Raw genomic sequence first — 14,350 nt, forward strand, 5'->3', positions numbered from 1 at the left:
GGTGAGAGACAGGGGTTTAGTCTTCAGAACAGGGTCAGGCACCTAAGGGAGCCGCAGAAACTCACCTGTCTCTCGTGGAATGGTAGCTAACCATCCCAGGGCTCAAGATACAAGGGAGCCGAAGGCGTACGACGATGACGAGGGGGAAGTCCGGAGCGAAGGCTCCGGACCGCAATCGTGGGCGCCCACTCCGCAAGCCACCCCCGCCAGGGGCGACCTACGAAGCCCCCCTCATGCAAGCACCAACACCCCAGCAAACCAAACACCATAAAAGTAAACCTACTACTCCACATTCGTAGCAGAAAAAGAATCATCCCCACCCAATGCCTGATAAACCTTCACCTGATTCACCAACCGATTCAACACATTCTCATCCCGAGCCATCTCCGCCCCCCGCCGCTTCTCCTGCGCATCCAACCAGAACCGCAACGACACAGACCCCGCCCGATAACGAACTTCATACAGCCGCTCAGCCTCCCGAGCCGCCTTCAACGATGCCTCAAGCTGCTCCCCCTGCACCCGCAGCTGCGTCCGATTCGACAACGCATTTTCCACATCCGCCATCGCCTGATACAGCGCTTGCCTGAACGTCACCACCCGCTCATCGAACTCCGTCCGCGAAATCTTCAGGTTCAACCCCAGCCGATTCCACTGCAAGAACGGCAACGTCACCGCCGTCGTCAACGCCCCCACCGGATTTTGCAGAATGTTCGACAGCGTCGGACTGCTCGTTCCCAACGAGCCTGTCAGCGTCAGCGTCGGATAGAAACTTGCCCGCGCCGCGTCCACATTCGACAACGCCTCGCGCAGCCGCAGTTCAGCCGCCCGCAGATCCGGCCGGCGTCCCAGCAGCTCTGCCGGCACCCCTGCCCGCGCCTGCGGCAGCGGATATTGCGGCAGCCGCGGCGGATCTGCCATCGTGCGGTCCGGCGGGCCGTCGAACAGGATCGCCAGCGCATTCACGTATTCCACACGTTGCTGCACCAACAGCGCATGCGCCGCCTGCTGGCTGGCCACCGTCTGCTCCGCTTCCGCCACTTCCAGCGCCGACGCCCCACCCGCCGCATATTGCGCCCGCACCAGGTCCTGCGTCCGGCGCGCGTATGCGATGCTTTCCAGGCTGCTCGCAATGCGTTGATTGATGAACGCCGTCTGCCAATACAGCGTCGCCGTCGTGCCCACCAGCGACAGCGCCGAACTCTGGCGGTCCTGCTCGGTAGCCAGCGCTTCCCAGTCCGCCGCATCGCGCTGGCGCGACAGCTTGCCCCACAGGTCCACCTCGTAGCCGATCGACAGTTCCGTGCCGTTCGCGCGGGTGATTGCGCGGTCGCCGTAGAAATTGCGTGAGCGGGTCACGCTGGCGTTGCCCGTCAGTTGCGGAATCAGCTGGTCTTCGGCCAGGCCCGCCTGGTATTGCGCCCGGCGCACCCGGATCGCCGCCGCGGCCAGGTCGTTGTTGCGCGCCAGCGCGCCTTCCACCAGCCCGTTCAACACCGGGTCATTGAAATTGCGCCACCACGCCCCGCCAACCGCCAGCGCCGCGGCCGGCGCCATCGGTGCTGCCGCATCGGACGCGTAGGTCCAGGCCGCCGGGGCGCGCGTCTCGGGCGCCTGGTACTCGGTCTTGAGCAGGCCGCCGCAGCCCGACAGGGCCAGCGCCAAGGCCAGCGCGGCGGGTTTGTAGATCAGGGAAACAGCTTTCATCGTCCTCATTCCCGGGCCAAGGCCTCGACGGGATCCAGGCGCGCCGCATTGCGCGCCGGTAAATAGCCGAATAGCACGCCGATCAGCGTCGAACACGTGAACGCCGCCACCATCGACGCCGTCGAATAGATCATGCGGAACGAGCCGCCCGTGGCTTTCGCCACCAGCACGCCCAGGCCCAGCGACAGCGCAATGCCCACCGCCCCGCCGATCAGGCACACCAGCACCGCCTCGATCAGGAACTGCTGCATGATGTCGCTGCGGCGCGCGCCCACCGCCATGCGCACCCCGATTTCCCGGGTGCGCTCGGTGACCGACACCAGCATGATGTTCATCACCCCGATGCCGCCCACCATCAGCGAAATCAGCGCAATCAGCGACACCAGCAGCGTCATCGTCGCCGTCGTGCGTTCGATCGTCTTGCGGATCGCGTCCGTGTTGAACACGAAGAAATCCTTCACCACATGGCGGCGCATCAGCACCCGCGTGATCGCCTGCTCGGCCGCGGCCGGCGGCGACGCGTCGTTCACGCGCACCGTGATGCTCTTCAGGTGTTGCTGGCCCAGCACGCGCGACAGCGCCGTGGTGTAGGGAATCCAGACGTTCAGCGTTTCGTTGTTGCCGAAGACCGTGTCGTTCTTCTTGGTCACGCCGATCACGCGGGCCGGCATCGCCCCCAGGAACACGATCTGGCCGATGGCATCGGTGTGCGAGCCGAACAGCGCCTTGCGGGTGCTTTCGTCGATCACCACTTCCTGCGCGCGGCGCGCCACGCTGGTGGCATCGAAGTACTTGCCCTGCGCCAGCTTGACATTGCGGACCCGGAAGTACTGTTCGCCCACGCCCTGGATCGAACCGTTCACCGCCACGTTGCGATAGCGCAGCGTGCTGCTGGTGGAGACTTCCGGCGTCACGCTGTCCACGTACGACTCGCGCGCCAGCGCATCGGCGTCGGCCGGCACCAGCGTGCGGATGTTGACGGCCTTTTCGTCGCCGAAGTCCTTGCCCGGAAACACCTCGACCGTATTGGTGCCGATCTCGCTGATGTCTTCCAGGATCTTCTGGCGCGAGCCCTCGCCCAGCGCCACCACCGACACCACTGCGGCGATGCCGATGATGATGCCCAGCATGGTCAACGACGTACGCAGGCGGTGCGCATTCATGGCCAGCAGCGCCATGCGCAGGGCCTCGCCGCAGCGGTCCAGGTAGGCCTGCCAGCTCGGTCGCGGCGGCAGCACGGCGGGTGCTTCGCGCTCGGCCTGGAGATGCGGCGCATCGGGGTTGCGCTTGTCCGACACGATCTCGCCGTCACTGATCTCGATGATGCGCTGCGCATGGCGCGCCACGTTCATGTCGTGCGTGACCAGGATGATGGTATGGCCGGCCGCGTTCAGTTCTTCCAGGATGCGCAGCACTTCCTGGCCTGTGTGCGTGTCCAGCGCGCCGGTCGGTTCGTCCGCCAGGATGATGTCGCCGCCGTTCATCAGCGCGCGGGCAATGCTCACGCGCTGCTGCTGGCCGCCCGACAGCTGCCCGGGGCGGTGGCCCGTGCGGTCGCCCAGGCCCAGGCGCCGCAACAGTTCTTCGGCGCGTTGCAGCCGCGCTTCGCGGCGCTTGCCGGCGTAGACCGCCGGCACCTCGACGTTGCCCTGCGCCGTCAGGTCGGACAGCAGGTGGTAGCGCTGGAAAATGAAGCCGAAGTGTTCGCGGCGCAGTTCGGCCAGTTCGTCCGGGTCCAGCTCGCCGGTGCTGCGGCCGTCCACGCGATAGTCGCCACTGGTGGGCCGGTCCAGGCAGCCAAGGATGTTCATCAGGGTCGACTTGCCCGAGCCCGACGCGCCGACGATGGCCACCATTTCCCCGGCCTCGATGGTCAGGTTGATGTCCTTGAGCACGGCGATGGTCTGCTCGCCCGCGGGAAACTCGCGGCGAACCCCGGCCAGCGAAATGAGCGGTCCGGCCATCTCAGCGTCCTGCGGCGGCCACCGGCGCGGCGTCGGCCGACACCACGCGTTCGCCCACTTCCAGGCCTTCCAGCACCTGCGCCTGCACGTTGTTGTTCATGCCGATCTTGACCTGGCGGGTCTCGGTCTGGTTGTTCTTGTCCACCACCCGCACCGCGTAGCGGCCGTCTTCGCCGCGCTTGCCCAGGGCCGAGGCCGGCACCACCACCGCGTCGCGGGCCTCGCCCAGCACGATGGACACCTGCGCCGTCATGGAGATGCGCAGCTTTTCGTCAGGGTTGGGCACGTCGAACAGGCCGTTGTAGTACACCGCGGCGCTGGTGGAATTGGAGCCGGACGAGGTCAGCGATGCGGTGGCGTCGTCTTTCTGGATCGATTCGGGCGCCGGTTCCACCGCGCGCAGGGTGGCCTGGTAACGCTGATCGGGCTCGCCCAGGATGGTGAAGTACACCGGCAGGCCGGGCTTGACCCGGGTCACGTCGGCTTCGGAGATCTGCGCCTTGATGGTCATCGTGGCCACCTGGGCGACCTTGATGATGGTCGGCGCGCTCTGGAACGAGTTGACCGTCTGGCCTTCCTTGGTGACCACGGCGACCACGATGCCGTCGATGGGCGAGACGATGCGGGTGTAGCCCAGGTTGACCTTGGCGGTGTCCACCTGGATTTCGGCCTGCACGATCTGCGCGTCCAGCGACGAGATGTCGGCGCGGGTCACGCCCAGCGTGGCCTCGGCGGTTTCATAGGCCTCGCGCGAGCTGGCGTCGGCCGCCAGCATCTGGCGTTGCCGGCGGAAGGCCAGTTCGGCCTGCTTCAGGGTGGCGACCTTGGCGGCGCGCTCGGCCCGGCGGGTCTGCAAGGCGGCCTGGGCATTGCGCAGCTCGTTCTGCTGGGTCAGGTCGTCGATCTCGGCCACCAACTGGCCCTTCTTGACGCGGTCGCCCAGCGCCACCTTCAGCGACTTGAGCTGGCCGGTGGCCTGCGCGCCGACGCTCACGCGTTCGATGGCGTCCATCGTGCCGCTGGCCAAAACGCTGTCTTCAAGGTTGCCGCGGGTGACTTCGGCCACGGCGAAGGTGGGCGGCGGCGGCGCCGAGAAAAAGGCGGCGCGCACGCCATAGGCAATGATCAGGAGAACAACGGCGATGAGGACGTAGCGCCGGACTTTGCTGCGAGGCTTTTTCATTGAACCAGTTCAAATGGGGCGGCGGGGACATGGCCCGCCACTCGAATAACTAAAAACGGATCGGGCCGACGGCGCTTGCCCAGACTGCCTGCACATCCTAAACGGTGGATTGCGCCAAAAGGATGCCCAATCTGTGGCGAAAGGGTGAAAAACGGTAAAGCGGGCCAGACTTGGGCCGCTGCACCGAATGATTGTTCCGTTGCGTGAACGATACATCTGTTGCAGCGCACTCATGCAACCCGTGTAACCGAGCTTGCGGCGATCATGCCGCCATCTTTCCCCAACCCTGTCCGACTTGGCCGATAGATGGCGCCTATCCTGTCACCACTTCCCGAACATGAATGCCGCAGTGCAAAAAAACCGCATCTCGACATAGCGCGACGTTCGGCACAGAATGAATGCAGTTAAGTCGTATCCGTGCCTACATCGCCCCCATCCCCCTCTTCACATCACGCCGCCCCGGAGTTTTCCGGGGCGGCGCTGTTGTGCGTGCTGGCCATGCTGAACCACGTGGCGCTCACCGGGGGACGGATCACCGTGTCCCTGACGGCGCTGCAGATGGGCCTGTCCACCTTCAAGGTGGGTACGCTGATCGCCGTGTTCGCCGTGCTGCCGATGCTGTTTTCGGTGCGGGCCGGCCGCTGGGTCGACCGGGTCGGCATCGTGCGCCCGCTGGTCACCGGTACCACGCTGGTGGTGATCGGCACCGCGCTGCCTTTCGTGTCGCAGACCCAGTTCGCCCTGCTGATCGCGTCCTGTTCCATCGGCATCGGCTTCATGCTGCACCAGGTGGCCACGCAGGATCTGCTGGGCCACGCCGAACCCGCGCAGCGCCTGCGCAACTTCTCGTACATGTCGCTGGCCCTGGCGGGGTCGGGGTTTTCCGGGCCGCTGATCGCCGGCCTGGCGATCGACCACCTGGGCACCCGGCTGGCCTTCGGCCTGCTGACGCTGGGTCCGCTGCTGTCGGCGGCCGGGCTGTACACCTTGCGTCACCAATTGAAGGCGGTCGATTCGCTGCTGGCCGGCGCCAAGGAAGCCCAGCGCCGCCGCGTCACCGAACTGCTGGCCGTGCCGGCGCTGCGGCGCATCCTGATGGTCAATACCATTTTGTCCGGCGCCTGGGACACCCACTTGTTCGTGGTGCCCATCTTCGGCATCGCGATCGGCCTGTCGGCCACCACCATCGGTGTCATTCTTGCATCCTTCGCGGCGGCAACGTTCATCATCCGCCTGGTATTGCCGCTGATCCAGCGCCGCGTGCGGTCGTGGACGCTGGTGCGGGTGGCCATGGCCACTGCCGCCATCGACTTCATGCTTTACCCGCTGTTCACCGACGTTAGCGTCCTGATCGTGCTGTCGTTCATCCTCGGGCTTGCGCTGGGGTGCTGCCAACCGAGTATGCTTTCACTGCTGCACCAGCACTCGCCACCGGGCCGCGCCGCCGAAGCCGTGGGGCTACGCATGGCCCTGATCAACGGTTCGCAGGTTTCGCTGCCGCTGACCTTCGGCGCGCTGGGTGCGGTCATCGGCGTCGCCCCGCTGTTCTGGGCCTATTCCGTGGCCCTGATGGCCGGCGGCTGGGCCAATCGCAACCCCCCGCTCGAATCTGACCGGAAACCGTAGTCGTGAACACGCAGTCCCCTTCCTCCGCTGCCGGCATTGCCGGCGCCAGCCTGCCCTTTCGCTTGTGGACGCCCGAAGAACGCCAGGCGTCGCTTGCCGCCGCGCTGCAACATTGGCAGGCCGGCGAGGACGTCTGGGTATATGGGTACGGATCCCTGGTCTGGCGCCCCGATTTCGCCTTCGAGGAACGCCGGCTGGCCACCCTGCATGGCCACCACCGGGCGCTGTGCCTGTGGTCTCGGGTCAATCGCGGCACGCCCGAATGCCCCGGACTGGTCTTCGGCCTGGACCGCGGCGGCTCGTGCCGCGGCGTGGTCTACCGCCTGGCGGGCAGCCAGGTGCCCACGTACTTCCCCGCCCTCTGGGACCGCGAGATGTCCACCGGCGCCTACCTGCCCCGCTGGCTCAACTGCACGACCGAGGCCGGCAGCGTCAAAGCGCTGGTATTTGTCATGAACCGCGCCAATCCCGCGTACATCCGCGCCCTGCCCGAGCCCGAGCTGCTGGCCATCGTGCGCCGCGCCGCCGGCCGCTACGGCCCCTGCACCGAATACGTGGTGCAGACGGCCCAGGCCCTGCGTGCGGCCGGCATCCACGACGCCCGCCTGGACGCCATCGCCCGCCGCCTCGAACAGGACGGCCGGCCCCTGCCAGAAGGCGCGTAGGCCGGCTGCCGGCCCGATTCGGCCCGCCCCGGGCCGGAAACTTGCCCGGACCCTGCGCGGGGTCAATAAGGGGGCATCCCAGCGGCGGTATAAACTGCTTGTTATCAACGCTGAATCACACGCCCCATGTCTGTCTCAGATCTGCGTCAAAGCTACGACAAGAACGTGCTGCTGGAAAGCCAGGCCGCCGCCTCGCCGTTCGAGCAATTCACCCGCTGGTTCGACGAGGCCCTGGCCGCCAAGGTCCCCGAACCCAACGCCATGACCCTGGCCACGGTCGATGCCGCCGGCCAGCCCAGCGCCCGCATCGTCCTCATCAAGGGGTTCGACGAGCGCGGTTTCACGTTCTTCACCAATTACGAATCCCGCAAGGGCACCGACCTTGCGGCCGAGCCGCGCGCCTGCCTGCTGTTCTTCTGGCAGCCGCTGGAACGCCAGGTGCGCATCGAGGGCGTGGTGGAAAAGGTCGCGGCCGAGGAATCGGACGCCTACTACCACAGCCGCCCGGCCGGTTCGCGCATCGGCGCCTGGGCCTCGCGCCAGAGCCAGCCGATCACCCGCGCCGAGCTCGAAGCCCGCGAACTGGAATTCCGCGAACGCTACGGCGACCAGCCGCCGCGTCCGCCGCACTGGGGCGGTTACCGCCTCAAGCCCACTTCCCTGGAATTCTGGCAAGGCCGGCCCTCGCGCCTGCACGACCGCCTGCGCTATATCGCCGACGGCGCAGGCTGGAAGATCGAACGCCTGTCGCCTTGACGCCGCCGGGCGCCGTGCGCGGCGCCCGCTCCCTCCCTTATCTGCATGCCCGCCTCCTCCCCTGATTTCGACGCTGCATTCTTTCGCACCGCGCTGGGCCGCTACGCCACCGGCGTCACGGTCGTGACCACGTCCGACCTCGATGGCGCGCCCATCGGGCTCACGGTCAGCTCGTTCAACTCGGTTTCGCTGAACCCGCCGCTGGTGCTCTGGAGCCTGTCGCGCAATTCCTCGTCGCTGGCTGCCTTCGAACAATGCCAGCGCTACGTGGTCAACGTGCTGGGGGCCGAGCAGATCGCCCTGGCTCGGCGCTTTGCCACCGGCAAGACGCCCGACCGCTACAAGGGCCTGACGGTGCATCACGCGCCGGGCGGCACGCCGATGCTGGACGGCCACTGCGCCGCCTGGTTCGAATGCCACAACCGCAGCCGCTACGTCGAAGGAGATCACGTCATCATGGTCGGAGAAGTCGAACGTTGCGGCCACAGCGGCGAGCCGCCCCTGGTCTTCCATGCGGGCGGTTTCGACCTGACCCCGGCCGGCGCCCGCGCCGGCAAGACGCCATGAGCGCCGATATCGATTGCGTGGTGATCGGCGCCGGCGTGGTCGGCCTGGCCATCGCCCGCGCGCTGGCCCAGTCCGGCCGTGAGGTACTGGTGGCCGAGGCCACCGAGGCCATCGGCACCGGCACCAGTTCGCGCAATTCCGAAGTCATCCATGCCGGCATCTATTACCCCGCGGGCAGCCTGAAGGCCCGCCTGTGCGTGCGCGGCAAGCACCTGCTGTACGCCTATTGCGCCGAACGCGGCATTCCCCACCGGCGCCTGGGCAAGCTGATCGTCGCCACCACCGCCGACCAGGCCACCCAGCTCGAAGGGATTGCCCAGCGCGCCCGCGCCAACGGCGTGGACGACCTGCAGTTCATTTCCGGCGAAGACGCCATGCGGCTGGAGCCGGCGCTGCAATGCACCGCCGCGCTGGTGTCGCCGTCCACCGGCATCGTCGACAGCCACGCGCTGATGCTGGCCTTCCAGGGCGATGCCGAAAATGCCGGCGCCCAGTGCGTGTTCCACACGCCGCTGGTGTCTGGCCGCGTCCGACCCGAAGGCGGATTCGAATTGCAGTTCGGCGGCGATGACGCCATGAACCTGACCTGCAACGTGCTGATCAATTCGGCCGGCCTGCAGGCGCCGGCCCTGGCCCGCCGCATCGACGGCGTGCCATCGGCCACCATCCCCACCGATTACCTGTGCAAGGGCAGCTATTTCACGCTGGCCGGCCGCGCCCCGTTCTCGCGCCTGATCTACCCGGTGCCGCAGCACGCCGGCCTGGGCGTGCACCTGACGCTGGACATGGGCGGCCAGGCCAAGTTCGGGCCCGACACCGAATGGGTCGGCACCGAGGACTACACCATCGACCCGGCCCGCGCCGACGTGTTCTATGCCGCCGTGCGCAGCTACTGGCCGGCGCTGCCCGAGAATGCCCTGACGCCGGGCTATACCGGCATCCGCCCCAAGATTTCCGGCCCGCACGAACCGGCCGCCGATTTCGTCATCGCCGGCCCTGCCGTGCATGGCGTGCCCGGCCTGGTGAACCTGTTCGGCATAGAATCGCCAGGCCTGACGTCCAGCCTGGCCCTGGCCGAAGAGACCCTGGCCAGATTGTGAATCTCTGCGTCGCGCACTGACGGCCGACAGGCCGGCGCCGACGCCCTCCCTCGTTTCTTTCCTTTTCCTCATAGCCATGCAGCACAACGACTACATCCTGACCCTGTCCTGCCCCGACCGCACCGGCATCGTCTTCCGCGTCAGCGGCCTGTTGTTCGAATTGGGTTGCAACATCCTGGATTCGCAGCAGTTCGGCGACGAGGAAACCGGCCGCTTCTTCCTGCGGGTGCACTTCGACCTGCCCGTCGGCGTGGCCCCCGAGGCCCTGCGTGCCCGCCTGGACGAGGTGTCGGCCGAGTACGGCATGGACCTGCAACTGCATGACGCCCGCCGCAAGGAACGCCTGCTGATCATGGTCAGCAAGCAGGGCCACTGCCTGAACGACCTGCTGTTCCGCGTGCACAGCGGCCAGCTGCATGCCGAAGTGGCCGCCATCGTGTCCAACCACAACGACTACGCCAGCCTGGCCGCCTCGTATGGCATTCCGTTCCACCATCTGCCCGTCACGCCCGAGACCAAGGCACAGCAAGAGCAGGACGTGCTGGCGCTGGTCGACCAGTACAGCATCGACCTGGTGGTGCTGGCCCGCTACATGCAGATCCTGTCGGCCGACATGTGCCGTGCGCTCAATGGCCGCGCCATCAACATCCACCACAGCTTCCTGCCCAGCTTCAAGGGCGCACGCCCGTACCACCAGGCGCATGCGCGCGGCGTGAAGATCATCGGCGCCACCGCCCACTTCGTGACGTCGGACCTGGACGAAGGTCCGATCATCGACCAGGACATCGAGCGCGTGGACCACACGATGACCGCCCAGGACCTGACCCAGGTCGGCAGCGACATCGAATCGCTGGTGCTGTCGCGTGCCGTGCGCAGCCACGTCGAGCACCGCATCCTGCTGAACCGCAACAAGACCGTCGTGTTCCGCTAAGCCTGCGCCGGAAACTGGCGTTGCACCAACGCCAGCGCCTTTTCCTGCAACGGCGAACGATCCGCGTCCGGCCAGATCACCTGGCTGACCGAGCGCGCCGGATGTTCGAAGGCAATGAAGCGCGTGCCCGCCAGGCCGCTGCGCGACAGGCAGGCCGGCACGATCGACACGCCCAGCCCCTGCGACACCAGCGAAGCCACGCTGAGCCAGTGGCGCACTTCGTGGCGAATCACCGGCATGAAGCCCGCCCCCACGCATAGCGACAGCACCGTTTCGTAATAGCTGGGCGAGGCGGCGCGGGCGAAAAAGACGAAATCGTCCGTGGCCAGTTCCGCCAGCCGCAGCGACCGCTGCCGGGCCAGCGGGTGGCTGTCGGGCAGGCACATCACGAAGGGCTCGGCCAGCAGGTCGCGCGCGGCCACCCCCGGTGGCACCGGATTGGCATGGATGAACCCCAGGTCCTGTTCGCCGCGCCGCACGGCCTCGATCTGGTCGTGCGAATTCTGCTCGATCAGCACGTGCTCCACGTCCGGCAGTTCGGCGCGCATGGCCGCCAGCAGCGCCGGCAGGCCGCGATACAGCATCGACCCCACGAAGCCGATGCGCAGCCGTCCGCGCAGGCCGGCGTCCACCCGCTGCACCAGCGTGCGCACGTCCTCGGCCTGGCGCAGGAGCGTGAGGGCCTCGCGATACAGCACCTGGCCGGCGGCGGTCAGTTCCACCTGACGGCTGGTGCGCGCCAGCAGGCGCGCACCGACGTTGTCTTCCAGCTGGCGGATGGCGTAGCTGAGCGGCGGCTGCGAAATATGCAGGCGCGCGGCCGCCCGGCTGAAATGCCGTTCTTCGGCCACAGCGATGAAATAGCGCAACAGGCGCGGGTCCAGGTCCATCGGTCTCCTCCCTGGGCGGGGCGGTCTGCCCCTTGCCCGAGATCCATATTTTTTTTGGATAGGTCTACACCAAAACGGTATTTGTATAGATTAATCCATCGTCGCACCATGCCAGGCAATCCCATTCCCTCAGCAGGATGCCGCCATGGATACCCCCGCCCAGCCCGCCGCCCCGGTTTCGGCCACGCCCGTTCCGGATTCCCGCGGCCTGAACCTGTTTCGCGCCGACCCCTACGCCGCGCCGCTGGCCCGGCGCTATCTGCCCGCCGCGCTGCACGCGCACCTGCTGCCGCACCTGGACCGCCTGGGCGCACTGGCCGGCGGCCGCATGGACGAGCTGGCAGCCACCGCCGACAAGCATCCGCCCACCCTGTCGGTGCGCAGCCGCGCCGGGGCCGACGAATCACGGGTGGACAAGCACCCGGCCTACGTCGAACTGGAGCGCCTGGCCTACAGCGAATTCGGCCTGGCGGCCCTGTCGCACCGGGGCGGCGTGCTGGGCTGGCCGGAATCCATGCCGGCCACCGCCAAGTACGCGCTCAGCCACCTGTTCGTGCAGGCCGAGTTCGGCCTGTGCTGCCCGGTCAGCATGACCGATTCCCTGGCCCGCACGCTGCGCAAGTTTGGCGACCCGGCGCTGGTGGAACGGGTGCTGCCGCAGGTCACCAGCCAGGACTTCGACACCCTGCGCCAAGGCGCCATGTTCATGACCGAGCAAGGCGCCGGGTCGGACGTCAGCGCCACCGAGGTCACCGCCGAGCGCCAGGACGACGGCACGTGGCGCGTATTCGGCGACAAGTGGTTCTGCTCCAACCCCGACGCGGGCTTTGCCATGGTGCTGGCGCGCAGCGAAGCCGAGCCCGGCCTGAAGGGCGTGTCGCTGTTCCTGCTGCCGCGCGACCTGGAAGACGGCACCCGCAACCGCTACCGCATCCTGCGCCTGAAGGACAAGCTGGGCACGCGCTCGATGGCCAGCGGCGAGATCCGGCTGGAAGGCGCCACCGCCTGGCTGGTGGGCGAACGCGGCAAGGGCTTCAAGCACATGGCCGACATGATCAACAACTCGCGCCTGTCCAACGGCATGCGCGCCGCCGGCCTGATGCGCCGCGCGGTCACCGAGGCCGTCTACGTCTCGCAGCACCGCCGCGCCTTCGGCAAGCGCCTGATCGACATGCCGCTGATGCAGCGCCAACTGGTCAAGATGACGGTGTGGGCCGAGCAGGCGCGCAGCGTCATGTTCCAGACGGCGCGCGCACTGGCCGAGGCCGACCAGGGCGGCGGCGACCCCGCGCTGGCCCGCATCCTGACGCCGCTGATCAAGTTCCGCGCCTGCCGCGACGCACGCAAGGTCACCGGCGACGCCATGGAAGTGCGCGGCGGCTGCGGCTACATCGAAGAATGGACCGAGCCGCGGCTGGTGCGCGACGCCCACCTGGGTTCGATCTGGGAAGGCACCAGCAACATCGTTGCGCTGGACGTGCTGCGGGCCATCAACAAAGAAGGCTCGCTGCCCGCGCTGCGTCGCCACATCGACCAGTTGCTGGCCGACGGCCTGCCCTGCCCGCCCGAATGGGCCGACACCCAGGCCCGCGCGCTGGAACAGACCTATGCGCTGGCCGAGCATGCCGCCCAGGGCGACCACGCCGAACTGGCGCGCCAGGCAGCCTCGCTGCTGTACCACGCGGTATCGATGGCGGCGCTGCGCTGGGAGGCCGCCGGCGACAGCCTGGCCGCCCGCGCGCTGCTGGCCGACCAGGTGCTGCAGCACCGCCTGGCGCCGCGCGATCCCTACGCCATTGCCGCCGACGAAGGCGCCGCCTGCCGCGGCATCCTGCAGTACGCGCTGTAGACGGGCACCCCTGGCGGCCCCGCAGCAGGGCGGCACGCTTTACCTGGCGATGCGGCATGGCCCGCACGCCTGTTCGACCCACGACGCCGGCGGCACAGTCGGCGCGCCCCTACCCCTGGAGACATCCATGAAACGCTTGTTCACCCCCCTGCTGCTGGCCGCCGCCGCGCTCACGGCCGGCGCCGCGCCCGCGCTGGCCGCCGACGCCTACCCGTCCCGCCCCGTCACGCTGGTGGTGCCCTTCCCGCCCGGCGGCCCCACCGATGCCCTGGCCCGCCGCCTGGCCGAAAAGCTGAAGACGCCGCTGGGCCAGACCGTCATCGTCGAGAACCGCGCCGGTGCGGGCGGCAATATCGGGTCCGAATACGTGGCCGCCGCCAAGCCGGACGGCTACACCATCCTGTTCGGCACGTCCGGGCCGCTGGCCATCAACGTCAGCCTGTACAAAAACCAGGGCTACAACCCCGAGACCAGCTTCGCGCCCATCATCCGCATCGGCCACCTGCCCAACATCCTGGTGGTGAACCCGTCGGTGCCCGCCAACAATGCGCAGGAACTGATCGCCTACGCCAGGAAGAACCCGGACAAGCTCAGCTACGCCTCGTCCGGCAACGGCGCCTCGTCGCACCTGGCGGGCATCCTGTTCAACCAGATGGCCGGCACCCAGGTCATGCACATCCCCTACAAGGGCACGGGGCCGGCGCTGAACGACCTGCTGGGCGGACAGGTGTCGATGTCGTTCACCGACATCCTGACGGCGCTGCCATACATCAAGGCCGGCAAACTGCGTGCCATCGGCCTGGCCAGCGCGCAACGCTCCGACGCCCTGCCCGACCTGCCGACGCTGTCCGAGCAAGGCCTGAAGGGCTACGACGTCAGCGTGTTCTTCGGCATCGTCGCACCCAGGGACACGCCCGCCGCGGTGACCGCCAGGCTGAACCAGGCATTCCAGACCGCGCTGGCCGACCCCGCCATCGAACAGACCCTGCGCAGCCAGGGCATCGTGCGGGCCGACGACCAAAGCCCGCAAGGCCTGTCGGCCTTCATCGCCACCGAAGTGCCCAAGTGGCGCACGCTCATCCAGAGCGCCCACGTTTCCATCGACTGACCCCGAG

General features: G+C 67.6%; 12 protein-coding genes. 8 read left to right on the forward strand and 4 right to left on the reverse strand.

Annotated elements, in window-relative coordinates:
- Window positions 1-282: 282 nt before the first annotated feature.
- From AC6LJ2_RS19750 to AC6LJ2_RS19760, 3 genes are read right to left on the reverse strand one after another with little or no spacing between them, the layout of a single operon-like run.
- Window positions 283-1,704 carry an efflux transporter outer membrane subunit gene (locus tag AC6LJ2_RS19750; RefSeq protein ID WP_498151996.1) on the reverse strand — a complete coding sequence of 474 codons (1,422 nt, stop codon included), beginning with the start codon at window positions 1,702-1,704 and terminating at the stop codon, window positions 283-285.
- Between the two features lie 5 nt (window positions 1,705-1,709).
- Window positions 1,710-3,668 (reverse strand): MacB family efflux pump subunit, encoded by a 1,959-nt coding sequence (locus tag AC6LJ2_RS19755; RefSeq protein WP_498151997.1) that lies wholly within the window; start codon window positions 3,666-3,668, stop codon window positions 1,710-1,712.
- A 1-nt stretch (window position 3,669) separates the two neighbouring features.
- Window positions 3,670-4,851 (reverse strand): efflux RND transporter periplasmic adaptor subunit, encoded by a 1,182-nt coding sequence (locus AC6LJ2_RS19760; RefSeq protein WP_263913950.1) that lies wholly within the window; start codon window positions 4,849-4,851, stop codon window positions 3,670-3,672.
- Between the two features lie 417 nt (window positions 4,852-5,268).
- On the opposite strand from AC6LJ2_RS19760, the gene AC6LJ2_RS19765 reads away from it, so the two are divergent.
- From AC6LJ2_RS19765 to purU, 6 genes are all read left to right on the forward strand, one after another.
- Entirely contained in the window at window positions 5,269-6,477 is a 1,209-nt protein-coding gene (locus tag AC6LJ2_RS19765; protein WP_445658238.1) for an MFS transporter, read from the forward strand.
- A gap of 2 nt (window positions 6,478-6,479) precedes the next feature.
- Entirely contained in the window at window positions 6,480-7,142 is a 663-nt protein-coding gene (locus AC6LJ2_RS19770; RefSeq protein ID WP_263913949.1) for a gamma-glutamylcyclotransferase, read from the forward strand.
- 126 nt (window positions 7,143-7,268) lie between these two features.
- Complete coding sequence (gene pdxH, locus AC6LJ2_RS19775) at window positions 7,269-7,898, forward strand: pyridoxamine 5'-phosphate oxidase (RefSeq protein ID WP_445658237.1); 630 nt, start codon at window positions 7,269-7,271, stop codon at window positions 7,896-7,898.
- 45 nt (window positions 7,899-7,943) lie between these two features.
- Window positions 7,944-8,465 carry a flavin reductase family protein gene (locus AC6LJ2_RS19780; protein WP_263913947.1) on the forward strand — a complete coding sequence of 174 codons (522 nt, stop codon included), beginning with the start codon at window positions 7,944-7,946 and terminating at the stop codon, window positions 8,463-8,465.
- Window positions 8,462-9,565, forward strand: coding sequence for an NAD(P)/FAD-dependent oxidoreductase (locus AC6LJ2_RS19785; RefSeq protein ID WP_498151998.1), 1,104 nt, complete (start codon window positions 8,462-8,464; stop codon window positions 9,563-9,565). The genes AC6LJ2_RS19780 and AC6LJ2_RS19785 overlap by 4 nt, the downstream gene beginning before the upstream one ends.
- A gap of 76 nt (window positions 9,566-9,641) precedes the next feature.
- Window positions 9,642-10,496: a formyltetrahydrofolate deformylase gene (gene purU / locus AC6LJ2_RS19790; protein ID WP_025136752.1), complete on the forward strand. Its 855-nt coding sequence runs from the start codon at window positions 9,642-9,644 to the stop codon at window positions 10,494-10,496.
- Here the strand turns inward: purU and AC6LJ2_RS19795 are convergent.
- The gene (locus tag AC6LJ2_RS19795) at window positions 10,493-11,386 is read right to left on the reverse strand and encodes a LysR family transcriptional regulator (RefSeq protein WP_498151999.1); all 894 of its coding nucleotides are present in this window, start codon (window positions 11,384-11,386) and stop codon (window positions 10,493-10,495) included. The two genes, purU and AC6LJ2_RS19795, sit on opposite strands and share 4 nt — an antisense overlap.
- A 145-nt stretch (window positions 11,387-11,531) precedes the next feature.
- Between AC6LJ2_RS19795 and AC6LJ2_RS19800 the strand changes: the two genes are divergently transcribed.
- Together AC6LJ2_RS19800 and AC6LJ2_RS19805 are read left to right on the forward strand one after the other, a co-directional pair.
- Window positions 11,532-13,235 (forward strand): acyl-CoA dehydrogenase family protein, encoded by a 1,704-nt coding sequence (locus AC6LJ2_RS19800; RefSeq protein ID WP_498152000.1) that lies wholly within the window; start codon window positions 11,532-11,534, stop codon window positions 13,233-13,235.
- A 127-nt stretch (window positions 13,236-13,362) separates the two neighbouring features.
- Window positions 13,363-14,343, forward strand: a complete 981-nt coding sequence (locus AC6LJ2_RS19805; RefSeq protein ID WP_445658234.1) for a Bug family tripartite tricarboxylate transporter substrate binding protein — start codon at window positions 13,363-13,365, stop codon at window positions 14,341-14,343.
- Window positions 14,344-14,350: the final 7 nt, after the last annotated feature.

The sequence above is a fragment of the Achromobacter sp. 1014246743 genome, from assembly GCF_059760725.1.

Bases quoted from the DNA above. Each gene is read 5' to 3' on its own strand.
- AC6LJ2_RS19750 (WP_498151996.1), bottom strand. From the start codon at position 1,704: ATGAAAGCTGTTTCCCTGATCTACAAACCCGCCGCGCTGGCCTTGGCG.
- AC6LJ2_RS19755 (WP_498151997.1), bottom strand. From the start codon at position 3,668: ATGGCCGGACCGCTCATTTCGCTGGCCGGGGTTCGCCGCGAGTTTCCC.
- AC6LJ2_RS19760 (WP_263913950.1), bottom strand. From the start codon at position 4,851: ATGAAAAAGCCTCGCAGCAAAGTCCGGCGCTACGTCCTCATCGCCGTT.
- pdxH (WP_445658237.1), top strand. From the start codon at position 7,269: ATGTCTGTCTCAGATCTGCGTCAAAGCTACGACAAGAACGTGCTGCTG.
- AC6LJ2_RS19780 (WP_263913947.1), top strand. From the start codon at position 7,944: ATGCCCGCCTCCTCCCCTGATTTCGACGCTGCATTCTTTCGCACCGCG.
- AC6LJ2_RS19785 (WP_498151998.1), top strand. From the start codon at position 8,462: ATGAGCGCCGATATCGATTGCGTGGTGATCGGCGCCGGCGTGGTCGGC.
- purU (WP_025136752.1), top strand. From the start codon at position 9,642: ATGCAGCACAACGACTACATCCTGACCCTGTCCTGCCCCGACCGCACC.
- AC6LJ2_RS19795 (WP_498151999.1), bottom strand. From the start codon at position 11,386: ATGGACCTGGACCCGCGCCTGTTGCGCTATTTCATCGCTGTGGCCGAA.
- AC6LJ2_RS19800 (WP_498152000.1), top strand. From the start codon at position 11,532: ATGGATACCCCCGCCCAGCCCGCCGCCCCGGTTTCGGCCACGCCCGTT.
- AC6LJ2_RS19805 (WP_445658234.1), top strand. From the start codon at position 13,363: ATGAAACGCTTGTTCACCCCCCTGCTGCTGGCCGCCGCCGCGCTCACG.